Source organism: Adhaeribacter rhizoryzae (assembly GCF_008629685.1).
In the GTDB taxonomy this organism is placed as follows: domain Bacteria; phylum Bacteroidota; class Bacteroidia; order Cytophagales; family Hymenobacteraceae; genus Adhaeribacter; species Adhaeribacter rhizoryzae.
Genome location: NZ_VWSF01000032.1, coordinates 41,854 through 60,169, shown reverse-complemented (window position 1 = coordinate 60,169; position 18,316 = coordinate 41,854). Strand labels below are relative to the sequence as shown.

Genomic DNA, 18,316 nt, shown 5'->3' with positions numbered 1-18,316 from the left:
CAACAACAGGCGCAGCAGCTAATCTACTGGTATAGTTTACGCTGGAACATTGAGCAGGTCTTCCGGCTGTTAAAGCAGAAAGGCTTGCAGGTGGAACTGCTGGATTTAGAAACCGGCAAAGCTTTAGTGCAACTCACGCTGCTGGCTTTGTTTGCCGCTAGCAAGATAATGCTCTTGCACCTGGCTTCTAAACAGAAAGAAGCCGTGCCGCTGGCAGAAAGCTTTACCCAGCAGGAAGTCGCTTGTCTGCAGGCTTTACAAAAACGCTATGAAGGAAAAACAGCCAAGCAGCGGAATCCTTACCCCCAAGACTCTTTACAATGGTGCTACTGGATAATAGCCAGATTAGGCGGGTGGAAACCCCACGAAAAGCAGGCGGGGGTGATTACCCTTTTGCGCGGTTGGAATTACTTCCAGCATATCTTGCACGGGTGGACCCTGGCCCAAAAATTTGTGTCCTAATCGTAGCCCTAATTTAGGGAAGGTGCCCGGAGGGCGGAAGGGTTAAACACCTCCAGCAGAAAAGCTGCACCGGCACAAGCTAGAAAGGCCGCAGAAGTACCACTTAATACCAAAGAGCCCTGAATAGACAACAAAGAACCTATACTTTAAAGTAATGCCTATTCAGCCTTCCTATGGAATATTGATAATTTAAATTGTATAAGTTTAGCGCTATAATCAGCCTAAAATAAAAAAGAGAGGACTGGCCTCTCTTTTTGCTACGCTGTTATTTTGGAATTAATTTTTATTATATTCCATCCACTGCTCGGTTGTTTTTTTATCGGGTTCGGGGAGGTACTTCTTATATTTCTGGTAAATTTTATAGGATTGCTTTTGGCCATCAATATAAAGCCCATCATTGTTAAATAATATTTGGCGGTTTTTACCTTCTTTATAGAGCCCTTCCTTTTTTAATTCGGCAATTAGCTTTTCCATGCCGGCAGCGTGTTCTTTAGCCATTTTTGCGTGTTCGGCGGCTAATTTTGCGTGTTCTTTAGTCAGCTTCTCTAATTGCAAAGAATTGTGTTTACTATTTATGGTTGCAAGCTGGTTTTGTAGCACGATTTCGTGTTTCCGGAACTGTTCTTCCTGTAGCTGCAAAGTCTTTTCGAGTGTTTTAAAAGTAGAATCGAAATTTAAATTAATTGCCAACTTAGAAAACATAGAATCATTGGCAAAAGCAAAAAAATCGCCTTCGTAGAAAAAACCTTTGGCCGGAACAGCAGCGCCTTTAGGAGCAGCCGGTACAAGGGCTGGTTTAGCTGGTTTGGCCGGCTTAACCGGTTTTACCGGCTTAACTGGTTCGGCCGGATCGGGTACGGACACGGGTGGCGGAATAGGCGGAGCCGGAGGCGCTATTACCGGTGCTAAAGGCGGCTGGTTTAACCTGGCCACTGCGGCATCGGCTTTCCGGAGGGTTTCGGTTTCGCTTAGCGCTATATTTTTGCCTTTTCGTTGATTTTCTAAGGCTTGTTCGATGCGCCCGGCATATTCGGGAAGCTTGTCTTTGGGTACTTTCTGGCCATCTACAAACACCTCGGTTACTTTACCTTTTTTATTTTTAACAATAACCAGGTCGGAGGTTGCTGGTACAGAATCCTGTACGGGAATAATATTATTAGAGAAATTCAGGTGTACCAGTTTTTTGGGCACCGATTGAATAGTACTAGCGGGTAAAAAAGCTGGAGGCGCGGGTTTTAAATTAGCCAGCGCCGTTGCCGAAAGAAAAGTAAGGCATAACAACAACACCGTGGCGGCTACAAAACCATCGGTAAAGGAAGGGTGCGAGCCGGGTTGCTGTACCAGGCGGCGAATGCGGGCCAGCAGCGAACCATCTTTGCCGGCAAAGGCCAGCGCTAAACCGGGCGTACGGGGTGTTCTTTCGGCCAGGTTAGCCAATGCGCGGGCGTAAGCCAGCGAATCGCCGCAAATGGCCACGGCCAAATCGTCGCAGCAGTTTTCCCGTTCAATGCGCACGTAATCGCTTATCCACCAGATAGCCGGGTGGTAAAAGAATATTATTTCGGTTAAAGATTGCAATAGATTAAAGAAATAATCGTGGCGTTTAAGGTGGGCCAGTTCGTGGGCCAGAATAGCTTCTATCTGGGCCACCGGTAACTCCGAAATAGTGCCCAAGGGCAGCAAAATAATTGGTTTAAAATAGCCAATTACCAAAGGTGTTTGTACCAACGCCGATTCGGCCAACCAAATTACTTTCTTAATTTTTAGTTCCTGGCTAAGTTGGTGCAGGCGGTTTTGCCATTGGTTGGGTGCCGGTGTGGTTTTATAAGATTTCAGCCGTTGCAGGTAAGCCAAACCGCCAATAAAGCGTAGCAACATCAAAGCCATACCCAATAGCCACAAACTTACGAGTAAAGGCAAATGCGCCGCAAAATATTCGCTTGCTACTGTTAGCAGACTAAAATTATTCACTTCAGCGGGTTGTGACGAAAGATAAGAAGTAGTTGGTGTTATTGCGGCCTGTAAACCAGCATTTGCCGGATTGCTCTGATAATAATAACTAAAAGTAATGAAGGCTGCGGCCAGGTTCAGGAATAAAGCCCCAATGGCTACCCGGTAACGCAAACGCGAACTTTGCCGGTGCAGCAAGAGCATGGCTACGCTTAACAGTACTGCAATTAAGATACTTTGCCACATAGAGTGCAAAATTGTCCAGCCCAGGGCTTTGGTGAGAGCCGGAGCCAGGAATTCGGGTAGGTAATTCATTTGGTGCCTCCTTCCAGTTTATTTAAAAGATCACGTATTTGGTTTAGTTCTTCGGGAGTGGTTTGGTGGTTGCCCAGGGCTTGCATCACCAGCCGGGAAGCGGAGCCCCGGAAAGCCGAATCTAAAAACTTATCCAGCAAGTGCTTTTGCGTAGCTTCTTCTTTTAACAAGGGTTCGTACACGTGCGAGCGGTTACTTTCATCGCGCCGAACCATATTCTTTTCCGTCATGAGCTGCATAATTTTAAGGGTGGTGGTGTAGCCCACTTCTTTGGTTTTATTTAGTTCGTCGTTTACAAACCGTACGGTAGAAGGGCCATTTTGCCAGAGCACCTGGAGTACTTCCAGTTCGGCATCGGTGGGTTTTAAAGGTTGTGCATCAGCCATATAAAAAGATATTTACCAGTTTAAGATAAATATATACGAAATATTTCGTAGTTGCAAATTTAATTACGAATATTTTCGTAGTTAGTTTTTTAAATGCTGGCTAAAGTGGCAAATATGGTTGAGGTGGCAATATTTTGGCGGGCCGACAGGAAAATAAAAAGGTATTAAAGGTTAAGGAAAGCGGCGCCCAAAACCATTAATACCAGCAAAAGCAATAAACTAAAAAAGAATATTATAAAGTATTTATTCTGCTGTTTGGAAATAGTTGAACCTAAAGGTTTTAAACCGACGAAAAAAGAAGTAACAGCAGCCAAATAAGGCTAATTCCAGCAGGGTTCCTAACAGAATGGTAATTACAACAGCTAACATAATGTATTTAAATTTTTATTAGAGTTAATTTTAGAACTAAGCTTGTGATTTAAGTTGAGGTAAACGGTTAGTGGCAGCGGCAAATATTTAAAGGGCAAGCGCGCTTGTAACCGTTCGTGGGTGCAGGATAAAATTGGGTGCTTTTATTAGGTTCGGGAGGCTGGCGGGTAATAGCTGCTTTAAAGCTGGCATTGGGTAAGTATTTAAATCGGGCATTTTCATAGTTTAATATTTTATGCGGGTTAACCTAGGTATTCTTTTTAATTCAATTGCTGTGCCATAAAGCTAAATAGCTAAATTGCAGCATTTTATGTGTTAAACATGGCCTGTTTCTATGTAAGAAAGTGTCCGGTTTCAGAACACCTTGTCCAGGTTTGTTACACTTGGTTTTTCTATAAGAGCAGATGCGAGGCCAAAGGGTTGCCTCGGCCAGAAAAAATATTTTAGAAGCCCGGTTTTGTAACCGCCAGCCGCCTATTGCAAAAAAGAAGGCGTTAGGTTAGTTTTGTCTGAAAAGAATAAATTAAGTAAGCTACGTGCATGAAAAAAGTTTTAATTATTGTGGTATTATTGGCGTTGGTGGGTGGTTTTTTGTACTACCGCAGTTTTGTGCAGAGTCCTAAATATTCGTTGTTGCAGGCGCACGAAGCTTTGCAAGATCATGATATGGCGGAGTTCGAAAAATTTGTGAACATAGAGCGGGTAACCGGCAGTTTGGTAGACCAACTGGCGGCGCACCAAAGTTTATTAAGTGCGCTTAATCCCGGCAGTTTAGTTACCAAACAAGTGCTCCGGTTTATGAAACCCCAACTGGCCCAGGTAGCAGGCAACGAAATTCAGAAATACGTAGAAACCGGCGATTTTAAAAAAGACCCGAATGCACCCCGCAAAAAAGTTGATATTTCCTTGTCGGGGTTGTGGCACAAAGTGGTAAGCGACAGCGCTGCTTTTAAAGGCGTAAAATACGTGAACGAACAAGGCGAAATTGCTTTAGTAGGTTTAGAGTTTACCCAACCCCGCTACGATACTACGTTGGTGCTGGAAGTTAAAATGGAAGATAAAGGCGATTACTGGCAAGTAACGGAACTTGCCAATACCGGCGAATTGCTGAAACATACTTCCCGGCTCCAAAAGCAACGGCTCGCCAGCAAGCTCCATTTACGCTAAACCAGAAAACAAAATAAAAGGCTCTCGGGAGCCTTTTATTTGATTATTTATTTACCATACCAGCCCAATTAGGTACTGCATTAACTGCCAGGTGCCGTAAATAATAAGGACTAACAATAAAAATAACACAATAATTATAGTAGCCAGTAAGCCACTGCCGCTGCCCTGGTACTTGCCTGCCTGGTAATGTTTGCGCAACAGCGATACGTTGCGCTGGTTAGCTTTGTACACAAAGTCGAATAAAGTACCAATAACCGGAATACTGCCAATTAAGGCATCCAGCACCAGGTTACCCAGCATCATAATTAAAACTTTGCGGCTTACTCCGTATTTAAACATGGTAACCAATAAACCGGCCGAAACAGCAAAACTGGCCGCACTGCCGCCAAAAGGTATAAAGCTCAGGATAGGATCGAGGCCAAACCGGAAATTTGTGCCCGGCAACCGGAACTGGCTATCCATAAACCGCGACACCATTTCTATCCAGCGCAATCTTTCGTCCTGAACTACCTGGTGACCCGGATGTATATAATGTTGATTATTCTGGAACATAATAAAATATAGGTTTATAGTTGCTATACGATAAATAATTCCGGAACGTCGTATAACTTGCCTCGGCTTACCATTTAACTTTTAATTTGATACCGCTTTTAAGATTTGTTTTCTTGTTCGCTTGTTTTTTGCTGACTACGTTGGTAAAAGCCGCCATTTTTACTGCCCCCGATAGTACCCGCAGCCACGATAAAATAATTGCCGGTATTTTCGCCAACGATGCCACTTTCCGGACCGATTATTATTTTACCCAGGGCTTGGGCCTGAACCTGGTACACCCGGGTTTTGCAAAATCGCCGGTAAATAAAATATTGCTGCGCCAAGCCGGTGCTATGCGTTACCACGGCCTGCAAATTCGGTTCGATACCTTTACGCCTTTAAAAATATTAGACCCCAATATTCGCTACGGCGATCGGCCTTATGCCGGTTATATTTACGCGAACCAATATTTAATTTCTAATAACCCCATTAAAAAACAGCGGCTTACCGCCGGGTTGCAGATTGGGTTGTTAGGGCCGGCCGCCGGTGCCAAGCAGTTGCAAACCAAAGCCCACGAACTCCTCGATTCGCCGAAACCCCTGGGTTGGGATAACCAACTGCAAAACGATTTAATATTGGGCTACGAAGCTACCCTGGAAAAACAGTTGCTGGGTATTGGCCGGGTGCTGGAATTAATGGGCAACGCCGGCGCTTCGGTGGGTACTTTATATACCGGGGCTGCGGGCGGGTTATTGATGCGGGCCGGTAAAATGAATCCTTATTTTCAGAACCTGGGCATTACCTCCCGCGAAAACCGGCAGGGCCTGCAGAAGTTTCAGTTTTATGCCAAAGGCGGTGTAACCGGTAAACTGGTGGGCTACAATGCTACCTTGCAGGGTGGTTTACTTAACCAGCACAACCCGTATACCATGTCGGCCAATTTAATTTCGCGCGCGCTTTTACAGAAAACAGCCGGCTTAGTAGGTGCCTACGGCGGCATTAGTTTCGAAAGTTCTGTGGTTTGGCTAAGCCCCGAGTTTAAAGATGCCCGCAAGCACCAGTGGATGCATTTTGAACTGCGAATTGTGCTGTAAATATTAAGTTGCTAAATATTACGTTGCTTTTATTTTTTGAAACTCCGGAGAAATTAAAAGCATCAAACTATCTTGTAGGTTAGGGAAGGTAATATTTTGTTCTAAAGGCGTATTCAGGGTTTTTTCGAAAAATCAGCTTCAATAAATATTTTTCGTACAAATAACAAAGCCTAATATTTACCTTAAACCACAACTAAAACCGTGTCCGATAAAAACAAAATAGCAAGCCGCGATGAAGAACGGCTGTTAGCAGGGCAGCTCGTAAACCTGACCAACCTAAACAAGCTTTATTGGCCCGACGAAAATATTACCAAAGGCGATCTGATAGATTATTACCAAAGTATTGCCGGCTATATTTTGCCTTATTTAAAAGACCGGCCCCAATCGTTGCTGCGGCACCCAAACGGTATTAACGCGCCTGGTTTTTACCAAAAAGACGTAGGCGATAAAGTACCCGAATGGGTTGAAACCAAAAGCATTCACTCAGAATCTACGAAAGAAGAAGTTAACTATATTTTGTGCCAGAACCAAGCCACTTTGGCTTACCTGAATAATCTGGGCTGCATTCAGTTAAATCCTTGGAACTCGCGCATTAATGCCCTGGAAAACCCGGACTGGGCCGTAATAGATTTGGACCCCGGCGAAAATACTTATGACGAAGTAGTAGAAGTGGCTTTGGTGGTAAAAGAAATTGCCGATAAAATTGGGGCCGATTGTTACGTTAAAACGTCGGGAGCCACCGGTATGCACTTGTATTTTCCGTTACAAGCCAAATATTCTTTTGCGGAGGTAAAGCCATTTGCCCATTTGCTGGCGCAAAAAGTACACCAGCGTTTACCCGAACTCACCAGCCTGGAACGAATGCCCAAAGAACGGCGCTACCAGATATACCTCGATTTTCTGCAAAACGCCATTAGCCAAACCATTGCCGCTCCTTATTGCGTGCGGCCTAAACCTGGCGCTACCGTATCGGCACCGCTGGCGTGGCCCGAAGTGAAAAAAGGTTTGCACCCAACGCAGTTTACCATTAAAAATATGCCCGCCCGCTTAAAAGAAAAGGGCGATTTATTTAAAGGGGTATTGGGCAAAAATATTGATTTACCCAAGTGTTTACAGGCTTTAAAAGCGTTGCAGGATTAAATATTTATATTGGGCTTTCGCTAAAAAGTAAAAACCGCTGTTAAAATTATTAAACCTAAAGAACTAGCCGGTGAAAAAAGCGGACAGGGCGGCTGTTGCGTACTATTATAAATAAAAAATATTCGGCGGATAACTGCTAAGGTATGCTTAACCGTTTCCGCCGAATAATATTTAAAGCAATTACTTTTTAAGCTTTATCGCCGTTACTTTGGTGCGTAGCTACAATTTCCTGCAAAAACCGGAAGAACGGACTCGCAAATTCTTCGCGCCGCAAGGCAAATTCTACGGTGGTTTTTAAAAAATCGAGTTTATTGCCGATATCGTAGCGCTTGCCTTCTATGGTATGCGAATATATTTGCTCACGCTTTAATAAATTAAGCAAGGCATCCGTTAATTGCAACTCGTTGTTTTTGCCTTTGGGGGTGCTTTCGATGGCCTTAAAAATGCCCGGCGTTAAAATATAGCGGCCTGCAATCGCTAAATTAGAAGGCGCGGTTTCAATGGCTGGTTTCTCTATCAATTGGTTTAGTTGCAAAATAGAGTCGCTGAGTTTATGACCGCCCACAATGCCGTAACGGTTTACTTTATCGGCTGGTACGGTTTCTACCGCAATAATCGTAGATTGATATTGATCGTATAAATCGGCGAGTTGCTGGGTAACCGGAATGACCGAGGTCATAACCGTATCGCCGAGCAGAACGGCAAAAGGCTCGTCGCCGGTATGTTGGCGGGCGTAATAAATAGCATCGCCTAAGCCCACAATTTCTTTCTGCCGGATAAAATAAATATTGGCCATATCCGAAAGCCGGCGCATTTCCTGGTAAAGCGCTTCTTCTTTTTGCTGCAGGCGTTCTTCCAGCTCAAAATTCCGGTCGAAATGGTCTTCAATGGCCCGTTTGCCTTTACCCGAAATAATCAGAATATCCTCAATCCCCGAATCTACCGCTTCCTGTACCACATACTGAATGGTAGGCGTGTCGATAATTGGTAGCATTTCTTTGGGCTGAGCTTTGGTGGCCGGTAAAAAGCGGGTGCCCAATCCGGCGGCCGGTATTACGGCTTTTTTTATCATAGTTTATGTCTATAGTTCTGGGCGGGTGCCACAGAAATTAATTAATATTATTTTAAAGTAAGCGTAAGGAAATTAGCGCTAATCTCTAACATTTAAATAATCGTTGGTTTAATAACCCGGGCGTTTAGTTTTTTTAGTTCTACCATTAAATTATTCAGCATTTTATCGCCGTAGTATTGCCCGATAATGGAGCCGCCGGAGCCGGTAAAGGTGGCCGATGCACCGCAGGCCCGGGCCGTATTGACCAGTTCCATGTTGCTTTGGCTGATGTTCATAATTTTGCAACGCAGGTCGAAATTTTCGTTCATGAGGGCGTGCAGCGTTTGGTAATCTTTCTGTAACAAAGCTTCTTTGCCCTGTTCGGCCAGGTTGGCAATATTGGCTAGCGTATCTATCACAAATTTATCGCCCTGGTCGTAGCGCGTGCGCACATCGTTTAGTACTTTACCCGATACCTTGCTCAGTTCGGTTTTATAAGCAATAAATAAGTTTGGCAACAAAGCCGGGTCTAGTGGTTGATAACAGCCGTGGCCCTGGTTTTGGATTAATTCTTTATTAAAATCCATGTAAACCAGCCCTTCGTATACCTGAATTACCCGGTCTTGCAGGCCGGCGTTAATGCCTAATTCATCTACCTCCGCCGACATAGCCAGGCTGGGAAAAAGCGCCTGCGGAATTTCTACCCGGTAAAATTGCGAAAGCGCCCGCAGCGTAGCAATAATAATGGCGCTGGACCCGGCTAAACCTACCTGCCGCGGAATAGAAGAGCTGTACCGCACGGTAAAGTTTTTGTTGGGTAAGGTAATGCCTTGTTTCTGGCAGAATTCGCAAAACTTTTTAATGGCTGCTTTTACCAGCGGAATACCCCCATGATAACCCGTCAGGCTTATTTGTTCGCAGAGGTCGTGAATATTTTTATACTGGTGGCAATCTTGCTGTTGCGGAGCTATTTCCAGTTCGGGGGTTTGGTAAAGCTGAATCTGGGCGCCAAAATTTTTTACAATCAACGAAATGGTTTTACCAAAATAGCCATCAGATGGGTTGCCCAAAATAGCTGCTCTGGCATAAGCCCGGGTTTGAATTATCATAAAGTTCTGAAACTGTTAAAGGCTCTAATGTAGTACTCCCGGCTTAGATATTAAAATTATTTCAAGAATATTTTAAAAGTAATATATTTAATACTATTATCTGGTGCTTTTAAGGTAGTACTGGGGCTGGCGTAAATGCCCGAACAATTTTAAATACTAGGTGGCTTAACTTTTGTTTGTAAGTAAACAAGCCAGGCGCCGTATCGTATAGCTTAAACCCAACAGGTACGAGCAGATAAATTTAAATTATTCATTAAATAAATATTATTTATATTCTGATACTATAAATAATTTTACAATATCTTATAAAATACTCCTTTTTAGGTATTGCTTATTAATATTGTTTATGATATATTGCCATTCCTAATTTATCTTTTTTAAAGTAAAGCAATAAAATCATTTTTTATCTAAAATAATGGTATTGAAATGATTATAACACCAGCCTTTTTAAGCTAACATTATAAATATAGAATTTAAGTTATTTATTTAGGTAATATTAATTTTTAGCCGAGCCTTGCAAGAATTAAATGCGCTGAAAACTGCCTAATTAAAATATAATCAGGTAATTAAGTTGCCCGAAAGAAGACCCTTAATTAAAGCATAGTACCAGGACAAGGTTTTTTAAGGTTTATAAATATTCAGATTACTTATAATATTCTAATCTTTTTCTGAAACAGGATTTTTGACCGTTTTGCTGAAATAAAATTATTTAAAGCCAGGTATTTAATTCTAAGTTTAGCTTACTACTTACTGCATATAATATTCGATTGTAGTTTTATATAATTAAAACAGCTTGCCTGCATGGGCAAGTGCATCAATATTTTTACATTCAACCATATTTAATTAACGCTTGTTGCAGTTTATCAGGCGGTTAGTATTTTAATTGGTAGTAAACGCCTATAAGGCTTTACTAATGTTGGTATTAAATTACTTCCAATATTTATGGCAGGTTTATTATACAATTTTGCTATGCATTTTTTGTCTTGGCGACCAGTCTGGGTAGCCAGGGTTATTTTGTATAAAAGTTATCTCTAAGTTTTTCATTTTTTACAAACCCGGGTTTGCATCAGGTAGTTGGGGTTTGCATAGTGCTTGTAGCAATGCTGGTTGTTAGTAGGCTACTTATGCTCTTTTTGGGTAGTTAGCGAAATAATTTACTGTTTCTCAAAAGCAGATATACGATAGTACGCTTAATTATTTCTTTTTTCAAATTATAACTTAATCCTTAAAACTATGCACAAAAAACTACTTTATTGTGAAAAACAAGAATCTGATGCTTGTTTTAGCCCCGTCCATCACAGCCCCAGCGCACTACGCTTAAAAGCGCTTTATTCCTTTGCTATTGCGCTAACCCTTATGCTCTTTATTGGCGTATCTTCTGCTTCTGCTTCGCATTTTCGTTATGGCAACATCAGCTGGCGGGTAGTTGGTCCGCAGACAGTTGAGTTTAAGGTTTCCCAGGCTTTCCGGAGAAGTTACTTTTTTGGTGCCGGCCAGCCGGCAGTAGGATCAACCATGACGCCGGATGTTAACTTTTCTTTTGGCGATGGCACCGGCCGTACTATTCCGTTATTAGTTACTTCGGTAAATTTTGCCCAGGATTGGTTTTACGGTGAAGCAACATTTACCAAAACGTATGCGGCTAATGGCAATTATACTGCCTTTTTTGAGAGCTGCTGCCGGATAAGTGAATTGCGTAATAATGCTGGTGATAATTATCGCGTAGAAACGTTGGTACAGGTAGGAAGTGGTAATAATTCGCCGGTGGTGGCATTGCCGCCCATCAGAACCTTACCCAACGACCTCACCAATGCTACTTTTCCTATACCCGCTACCGATTTTGAAGGTGATGCACTGAGCTACCGTTTAGCTACTGCTGCCGAAATGGGTGGCGGTACCAATCCGGCTGGTTTAACTATTAATGCAACTACCGGATTTATTACCTGGACTACCCTGGGCCGACCTGGTGGTTTATACAATGTAGCGGTTGCTATAACCGATGCCCGAGGTGCCAAAACCGTGGTCGATTTTTTAATATCGGTACAAGTAGTTCCACCACCGGCTCCTGTATTCGATTTTACGGTTACACCTTCTCCTGCGTCAGCCATAGAAGCCCAGGTTGGGCAGCCGGTTACATTTAATATTCGGGCCACCGACCAGCCGGCCAGCAGTTCTGTAACTATATTTGCCTTGGGTATGCCCGCAGGCGCTACTTTAACGCCGGCAGCACCTAATGGTAACCCGGTTCAGACCAGTTTTTCCTGGACACCAAATAATACCGGCTCTTTTGTAATAACTTTTGTAGCCGAAGATATTCAAGGCAACCAAACTACTACCTCAGTTACCATAAATGTATCGGGAGCTGCGTGTAATTTGGTCTTATCGTCCACAACCACTAATGTAACCACAGCAGGCGGTAACAACGGCGCCATAGATTTGAGCGTAACCGGCGGCACTGCTCCGTATAGTTATAACTGGACTATGGGTGGTTCTACGGTAGGAACAACCCAAGATATTTCGGGACTAATGGCCGGTACTTATACCGTAACCGTAGTAGATGCGGCCCAGTGCCGCCAGGTAGCTACCTATACTGTTGCTGAAGATGTGGCTACTCCTTGTAATTTGGTGCTATCGGCTATGACTACCAATGTAACCATGGCCGGCGGTAGCGACGGCGCTATAGATTTGAGCGTAACTGGTGGTACACCGCCTTTAACTTACCTCTGGACGATGGGCACTACTACAGTTGGTACTACGCAAGACCTTACCGGATTAATGGCGGGTACTTATATGGTAATGGTAACCGATGCCAGCGGTACTTGCCAAAAAATGGCTTCTTATACCATCACCGGACCAACTACTCCTCCGCCAACCGGCTGCTCATTAGCCTTAACCACCAAGGTCACGCAAGCGGAGCCCTGGTACGGCATGTGGGGTGCTTTCAACGGCGCTGGTATGATTGACTTAAGCGTGAGCGGCGGCACGGCCCCTTACACTTACCGCTGGAACGCCGGCGCTGCTACCCAGGATTTAGGCTTAGCTTCGCCGGGCACTTACTCGGTGCTGGTGACGGATGCTACGGGCTGCACCGGCTGGACCACTGTGCAAGTAGGCCGCAAGAACGACTTTTTACGCGTACTTTCTTCCCACCAGGATGTATCCAGTGCCGGAGCGAGCGATGGTTCCATTGACTTAACCGTGGTGGGCGGCGTAGTACCGGCTACTTACTTGTGGAGCAACGGGGCTACTACCGAAGATTTAACCGGCTTAGCCGCGGGTACTTACTCGGTCATCGTCACCGATGCCTTTGGCCGCAAAACCATGACCAGCGTAGTGGTAGGCACAAAGGGTGCTCCCCTGGCTTTGTCAGTAGCCCACCAGAATGTTTCCGCGGCGGGCAAACAAGATGGCTCCGTGGATTTAAGCGTAACCGGTGGCATGGGCCCTTATACGTACCTGTGGAACACGGGTGCCCGCACCGAAGACTTGCACTACGCTGTTCCGGGTGATTACATGGTGACCGTAACCGATGCCATGGGTGCGACCGCTACTACGATGGTACAAGTAGGCGTAGGCCGGGCACCTATCATGCTGGCGCGTAAAGCCGGCAGCGATGATTTATTCAGCAGCACGGCCGGTTTAACCGCTTACCCCAACCCGGCTATTGAACAAGCTACTATTAACTTTAGCTTGCCACAAGCCGGTAAATATTCCTTAGAACTCTACGACCTCAGGGGAGCGAAAGTGAAAACCCTGGCTAGTGGCACCGCTAAAGCCAACCAGAACCTGGAGATAGCTGTGAACGTGGCCAGCTATGCCAAAGGCGTGTACCTGCTCAAGTTAGTCACGGATAAACAAGTAGCTGCTAAACGTTTGCTCGTGGGTAGATAAACCTGAACAAGCTTTACTGGGTTAACGTTACTTGTTAAACTTGTAAAAAAGCAGCACCCCGGCTGAATGTAGCCGGGGTGCTGCTTTTTTTAGGAAAAGGCGTTCATTGGAAACTACTTGCTCTCTGAAACCTTTACGCTGCAATGACCTTAATTTAATTTTAGGCCGGCGCAAGTGTTTGCTTAATATTTGCTGCGGCTTTCAGGTTGCGCCGCTAAATTATATTAGTGGGGTAAAGCTATCTGAACTTTTACTTCGGTTATTTTTCTTTGCGGGAAAATAATTCGCTGAAGTTCTCGAAGTAAAGAAAGGCATGAATTAAATTATTATTATCGACGTTGTTGGCGGTGGCATTATTGAGCCGGAAAGCCAGGTGTTTTAAATAGCCCGCCTCTACGCGAACAAATTTACTAAAACGATAGCCTACCCCCGCATAGGTCCGGTTCTGGTCGAATAAATGATTACTCGGAACATTTTTGCCGGTGTTAAGCATGGCTTCGTTAAAAGCAGCTACATAAAAAGTGCCATCCGCCATTTCGGGAGTATTAATAGGCACTTCGGCTTTTAGCATGTAGCGCATGCGGCCACGCCGACGGCTTTTATCGAAGGTATACGCCTCCTCCAAATCAGTTTCACCATCTACGTGGTCGCGGCCAATAAACCGGAATTCGTACCGGAAACGGTGTTGAATAATTACCCGGCCAATGGGTTGCCGGAGTGTAATTTGCGGGGTAATCCGGAACTCCGGAAAAAAAACACTTTCGCCATCTTCCGGCAACCGCCAGTGGCCCAACCAGGCTAATGGGGCAAAAGAAAACCGTACGGCCGGGTTATATTGGTAATGTAGCCAGGGCCGGATAGTTTGTAACATGGGGTGCTTAACCGGATTATGATGGTGGTCTGGTAAGTTTTCGGGGATGGCTTGCCGGCGGTGCTGGTAATCGAGCTGGTAGCCGAATTTTCCTTTAATGTTGCCAATAATATTTACCTCAGACCAAAACATATTATTATCATGGTACTCGCGTTGCTGGGCCGCAACCGGAGAAAAAATAAATATTAAAAAGCCGGAAAGTAAAAGGGAAAGATTAATATTTCTCATTTAAACAACACATTTTAATGATTACGATCCGCAAAAATAGACTATTGCCTTAATATTTAGGTAATAACCGCCGGCAAAACTTAACAATAAAGTAACATACCGCGCTTTTGCCTTAACATTAGGCTAACATGCCAATGCTAGTTTTGTTCCGCAATCAATAATAGCCTGACTACCTGTTAATGATGCACGTTGCCAAAGATTAATCTTAAAAAATTAACCAGGCAACACAAGTTATTGTACTGGAAAATATAGCGTTTATGTTCTCACCCATAAACAAAAGTATAAATTATTATACTTTTAAAATTAGCCTTATTGGCGCTTTAATACTTGGTATTCAAACAGCAAAAGCTCAGCTATTAAATCCGGCTGCTCAGGATTCAGTAACAAACACCAGTAACCCGGTCGCCGGGCACGAAAATGTTTCTGTTTTGCCTAAGCCAGTTAATGTAAAGCCTGATAAGGCTAAAAAAAATTGGTACGAAAAAATTGGACTAAGAGGTTATGTACAGGTACGGTATAACCGCTTACTCGAAACCAACCCAAGCTTAAAATCCGAACACGATAAATCTATTGGCGATAAAACTGGTTTCTTAATCCGCCGGGCCCGCTTGGTTTTTAGCGGCAACGTACACGAGCGGGTATTTATTTATATCCAGCCCGATTTAGCTTCCACGCCATCTGGTAGTTCTACCATTCATTTTGCCCAATTGCGCGATGCTTATTTCGATTTATCTTTAGATAAAAAGAAAGAATTTCGGTTGCGGGTAGGCCAGAGTAAAGTGCCTTATGGTTTCGAAAACATGCAATCGAGCCAGAACCGCTTAACCCTGGACCGGAACGATGCCCTGAACAGTGCCGTGCCGAATGAACGCGATTTAGGCGTGTTCTTTTACTGGGCACCCGATAAAATCCGGAAGCGGTTTAGCTATTTGGTGAGCAACGGCTTAAAAGGCAGCGGCGATTACGGTGTGTTTGGCTTGGGTATATACAACGGCCAAACCGCTAATAAACCCGAAGCCAATAACAACCAGCACGTAGTAGCCCGTTTCTCGTATCCGCTGGCTCTCAAAAGTGGGCAAATTATTGAACCGGGCATTCAGGCCTATAATGGTTCTTATACGGTTACCCCAGACCAATTAAGCAGTAATAAAATATTTGGCGGCACCTTCAACGACCGGCGGGTAGCGGGTAGTTTGGTGGTATATCCGCAGCCTTTTGGTTTCCAAACCGAATATAATATTGGCAAAGGACCCCAGTATGATCCCGAAACGCTCAGTATTCAGCTTAAAACCTTAAAAGGCGGGTATGCGCAAGCCATGTACTTGCTGAAAGTAAAAGACCAAATATTAATTCCGTTTGTAAAAGCCCAATATTACGAAGGCGGCAAAAAGACCGAGTTAGATGCCCGTTACAGCAAAACCTACGAAACCGAAATAGGGGTAGAGTGGCAGCCGATACCCGCTTTTGAGTTAGCTACCCAATATACCATCACCAACCGGACTACTAAAGATGGTCGGGCGCTAAATAACCACCAGTTTGGCAATCTGCTCCGCTTGCAGGCCCAGTTTAATTTTTAATTCTCTTTCCCGACTACTCAAATATTTAGAGCACTATTATGAAAAAAACTAAAGTAAAAATATTTAGCCTCCAGGCGGCTGGGTTATTGCTGATAACCGCACTTCTGGGTGCCTGCGGCAGCGGCGATACTACAAAAGAAAATACCGAAGCAGGTAAATCGGCTGCTACTACGGTTACCATTAAAGGCAGCGATACCGTTTTACCTTTGGCCCAGCAGGAAGCCGAAAAATATATGCAGAAAAACGCGGGCGCGGCTATAACGGTAGTAGGCGGCGGTACCGGGGTTGGTATATCTGCCATGCAGGAAGGTACCACCGATTTAGCCATGGCTTCGCGGGCGCTGAAGACCGAAGAAAAGTTAAAACTAAGAGGCGCGCAGAAAGATGTAAAAGAAGTTTTAATTGCTTACGATGCGTTATCGGTGGTAGTACACCCAAGTAATAAAGTAAGCCAGCTTACCCGCGAGCAACTCGAAGGAATATTTACCGGCAAAATTGCCAACTGGCAAGCCGTAGGCGGCAACAACGAAAAAATTGTGGCTTATTCCCGCGAAACCAGTTCGGGTACCTACGAGTTTTTTAAAGAACACGTGCTCGATAAAAAGAATTACGCATCGGGTATTCTCATGATGCCGGCTACGGGTTCTATTGTGCAATCGGTGAGCCAAACCCCGGGCGCTATTGGTTACATTGGTTTGGCTTACGAAACAAAAGAAGTAAAAGCTTTGTCGGTTTCTTACGACCAGGGTAAAACCTTTGTGGCCCCAGGGGTAGAGGCTGCTAAAAACAAGACTTATCCTATTTCCCGGCCTTTATACTTTTTCTACGATGCCGCAGTAGATGGTAAGGTTAAGCCTTTTGTAGATTTCGTGCTTTCGGCCGAAGGTCAGAAAATTGTGCAGGAAACAGGTTACGTTCCTTTAAGTTAATATGGGTAAACAATTCTCCATTCTAACAGCTTCTGCGTGAAAAGGTACTTCCATAACTTAGGCGAAAAAATAATTGTAGCGCTACTGGCCTTAAGCGGTACGGTTACCAGTTTAACGGTGCTGCTCATTGTTTTCTTTTTGTTTAAAGAAGGCCTCGGCATTTTTAGCCTATCGCCGGTAAGCGAAGGCACCGTAATTGCGGTTAACAGCCAAAACCCGGTTAAAGAATTATCGGCCCACCAATTAAAAGAAATTTCGGACCAGAATATTACTAACTGGCAGGAAGTAGGTGGCCCAAACGCGCCCATTAAACTTTTCCGAATTGATGATTTAACCGAATATTTCTCCGAAGAACAACTCGGGAAAGATTTTGAATTTGTACCGCAGCGCATTAACGAGGTTATTGCCAAAGAGCCTAATATGCTGGCTTTTTTCCCGGACGAATATTTAGCCAAAAGTTTTCAGGGGCGGCAGCTACAACTCGATAATATTTCGGTTCCCGATTTTTTAGGCGGCACCGAATGGTACCCAACTATTACGCCGGCGGTGCAAATGGGTGTGCTGCCATTAATATTAGGTACGCTGTGGGTAAGTTTTGGGGCTATTTTACTGGCTTTACCGTTGGGTTTAGCTACCGCTATTTACATGGCCGAAATTGCCAATAGCCGCGTCCGGAATATTCTGAAACCGGTTATTGAGTTGCTGGCGGGTATACCATCGGTGGTGTATGGTTTCTTTGGCCTGGTAGTAGTGGTGCCGCTTATTCAGGATATTTTTGGCTTGCCCGTCGGCGAAACCGCTTTGGCCGGCAGTATTATTTTGGGCATTATGGCTTTGCCTACCATTATTTCGGTTTCTGAAGATGCCATGCGCACTACGCCCCGCGCCATGAAAGAAGCCAGTTTGGCTTTGGGAGCCAGCAAGTGGCAAACTATTTACAAGGTAATCATTCCGTATTCTATTTCGGGTATTTCTACGGCGGCAATATTGGGGATTGGGCGGGCCATTGGCGAAACCATGGCGGTACTGATGGTAACTGGTAATGCCTCGGTTATACCAAATACTTTCTTAGAACCTGTTCGTACCATTCCGGCTACTATTGCTGCTGAGTTAGGCGAAGCGCCCCAAGGCGGCATTCATTACAAAGCTTTGTTTGCGTTGGGCTGTATTTTATTCCTGCTTACCTTAATCATCAACCTTACCGTCGATTTTGTATCGGCTAAAAAGAAAGAGAACCGCTAAATAA

The 18,316-nt window shown here is 44.4% G+C and carries 14 protein-coding genes; 8 read left to right on the top strand and 6 right to left on the bottom strand.

Annotated features, from left to right (window positions below; translation table 11 throughout):
- On the top strand, nt 1-462 hold a 462-nt coding region (locus F0145_RS24465; RefSeq protein WP_150093012.1), incomplete at its 5' end, for a transposase.
- Nucleotides 463-738: 276 nt separating this feature from the next.
- On the opposite strand, the gene F0145_RS24460 is transcribed toward F0145_RS24465, so the two are convergent.
- Both F0145_RS24460 and F0145_RS24455 read right to left on the bottom strand, forming a co-directional pair.
- A complete protein-coding gene (locus F0145_RS24460) occupies nt 739-2,727 on the bottom strand; it encodes a M56 family metallopeptidase (RefSeq protein ID WP_150093010.1) in 1,989 nt (662 codons plus the stop codon).
- Nucleotides 2,724-3,113 (bottom strand): BlaI/MecI/CopY family transcriptional regulator, encoded by a 390-nt coding sequence (locus F0145_RS24455; RefSeq protein WP_150093008.1) that lies wholly within the window; start codon nt 3,111-3,113, stop codon nt 2,724-2,726. Before F0145_RS24455 ends, F0145_RS24460 begins: the two co-directional genes overlap by 4 nt.
- A 909-nt stretch (nt 3,114-4,022) precedes the next feature.
- Between F0145_RS24455 and F0145_RS24450 the strand changes: the two genes are divergently transcribed.
- The gene (locus F0145_RS24450; RefSeq protein ID WP_150093006.1) at nt 4,023-4,649 is read left to right on the top strand and encodes a DUF2939 domain-containing protein; all 627 of its coding nucleotides are present in this window, start codon (nt 4,023-4,025) and stop codon (nt 4,647-4,649) included.
- Nucleotides 4,650-4,700: 51 nt separating this feature from the next.
- On the opposite strand, the gene F0145_RS24445 is transcribed toward F0145_RS24450, so the two are convergent.
- Nucleotides 4,701-5,201, bottom strand: coding sequence for a DUF4112 domain-containing protein (locus F0145_RS24445; RefSeq protein ID WP_150093004.1), 501 nt, complete (start codon nt 5,199-5,201; stop codon nt 4,701-4,703).
- 113 nt (nt 5,202-5,314) lie between these two features.
- On the opposite strand from F0145_RS24445, the gene F0145_RS24440 reads away from it, so the two are divergent.
- Nucleotides 5,315-6,274, top strand: coding sequence for a lipid A deacylase LpxR family protein (locus F0145_RS24440; RefSeq protein ID WP_190277634.1), 960 nt, complete (start codon nt 5,315-5,317; stop codon nt 6,272-6,274).
- Between the two features lie 201 nt (nt 6,275-6,475).
- Nucleotides 6,476-7,414 (top strand): non-homologous end-joining DNA ligase, encoded by a 939-nt coding sequence (gene ligD / locus F0145_RS24435; protein ID WP_150093000.1) that lies wholly within the window; start codon nt 6,476-6,478, stop codon nt 7,412-7,414.
- A 187-nt stretch (nt 7,415-7,601) separates the two neighbouring features.
- Here ligD and galU read toward each other — a convergent pair whose 3' ends face one another.
- Nucleotides 7,602-8,486, bottom strand: a complete 885-nt coding sequence (gene galU / locus F0145_RS24430; RefSeq protein ID WP_150092998.1) for a UTP--glucose-1-phosphate uridylyltransferase GalU — start codon at nt 8,484-8,486, stop codon at nt 7,602-7,604.
- Nucleotides 8,487-8,578: 92 nt separating this feature from the next.
- Nucleotides 8,579-9,574 (bottom strand): mevalonate kinase family protein, encoded by a 996-nt coding sequence (locus F0145_RS24425; RefSeq protein WP_150092996.1) that lies wholly within the window; start codon nt 9,572-9,574, stop codon nt 8,579-8,581.
- 1,233 nt (nt 9,575-10,807) lie between these two features.
- Between F0145_RS24425 and F0145_RS24420 the strand changes: the two genes are divergently transcribed.
- On the top strand, nt 10,808-13,465 hold the full coding sequence (locus tag F0145_RS24420; RefSeq protein ID WP_150092994.1) for a T9SS type A sorting domain-containing protein: 2,658 nt from the start codon (nt 10,808-10,810) through the stop codon (nt 13,463-13,465).
- Between the two features lie 259 nt (nt 13,466-13,724).
- On the opposite strand, the gene F0145_RS24415 is transcribed toward F0145_RS24420, so the two are convergent.
- Nucleotides 13,725-14,564, bottom strand: coding sequence for a DUF2490 domain-containing protein (locus F0145_RS24415; protein ID WP_150092992.1), 840 nt, complete (start codon nt 14,562-14,564; stop codon nt 13,725-13,727).
- 257 nt (nt 14,565-14,821) lie between these two features.
- Between F0145_RS24415 and F0145_RS24410 the strand changes: the two genes are divergently transcribed.
- The 3 genes from F0145_RS24410 to pstC are packed head-to-tail and all read left to right on the top strand — an operon-like array spanning nt 14,822 to nt 18,312.
- On the top strand, nt 14,822-16,141 hold the full coding sequence (locus F0145_RS24410) for a porin (protein ID WP_150092990.1): 1,320 nt from the start codon (nt 14,822-14,824) through the stop codon (nt 16,139-16,141).
- A gap of 38 nt (nt 16,142-16,179) precedes the next feature.
- Complete coding sequence (locus F0145_RS24405; RefSeq protein ID WP_150092988.1) at nt 16,180-17,070, top strand: phosphate ABC transporter substrate-binding protein; 891 nt, start codon at nt 16,180-16,182, stop codon at nt 17,068-17,070.
- A gap of 36 nt (nt 17,071-17,106) precedes the next feature.
- Nucleotides 17,107-18,312 carry a phosphate ABC transporter permease subunit PstC gene (gene pstC / locus F0145_RS24400; RefSeq protein WP_150092986.1) on the top strand — a complete coding sequence of 402 codons (1,206 nt, stop codon included), beginning with the start codon at nt 17,107-17,109 and terminating at the stop codon, nt 18,310-18,312.
- Nucleotides 18,313-18,316 lie beyond the last annotated feature (4 nt).

Coding starts and splice junctions, on each gene's coding strand:
- F0145_RS24410 (WP_150092990.1), top strand. CDS start 14,822: ATGTTCTCACCCATAAACAAAAGTATAAATTATTATACTTTTAAAATT.
- F0145_RS24450 (WP_150093006.1), top strand. CDS start 4,023: ATGAAAAAAGTTTTAATTATTGTGGTATTATTGGCGTTGGTGGGTGGT.
- F0145_RS24445 (WP_150093004.1), bottom strand. CDS start 5,201: ATGTTCCAGAATAATCAACATTATATACATCCGGGTCACCAGGTAGTT.
- F0145_RS24460 (WP_150093010.1), bottom strand. CDS start 2,727: ATGAATTACCTACCCGAATTCCTGGCTCCGGCTCTCACCAAAGCCCTG.
- galU (WP_150092998.1), bottom strand. CDS start 8,486: ATGATAAAAAAAGCCGTAATACCGGCCGCCGGATTGGGCACCCGCTTT.
- F0145_RS24415 (WP_150092992.1), bottom strand. CDS start 14,564: ATGAGAAATATTAATCTTTCCCTTTTACTTTCCGGCTTTTTAATATTT.
- F0145_RS24420 (WP_150092994.1), top strand. CDS start 10,808: ATGCACAAAAAACTACTTTATTGTGAAAAACAAGAATCTGATGCTTGT.
- F0145_RS24405 (WP_150092988.1), top strand. CDS start 16,180: ATGAAAAAAACTAAAGTAAAAATATTTAGCCTCCAGGCGGCTGGGTTA.
- F0145_RS24425 (WP_150092996.1), bottom strand. CDS start 9,574: ATGATAATTCAAACCCGGGCTTATGCCAGAGCAGCTATTTTGGGCAAC.
- F0145_RS24455 (WP_150093008.1), bottom strand. CDS start 3,113: ATGGCTGATGCACAACCTTTAAAACCCACCGATGCCGAACTGGAAGTA.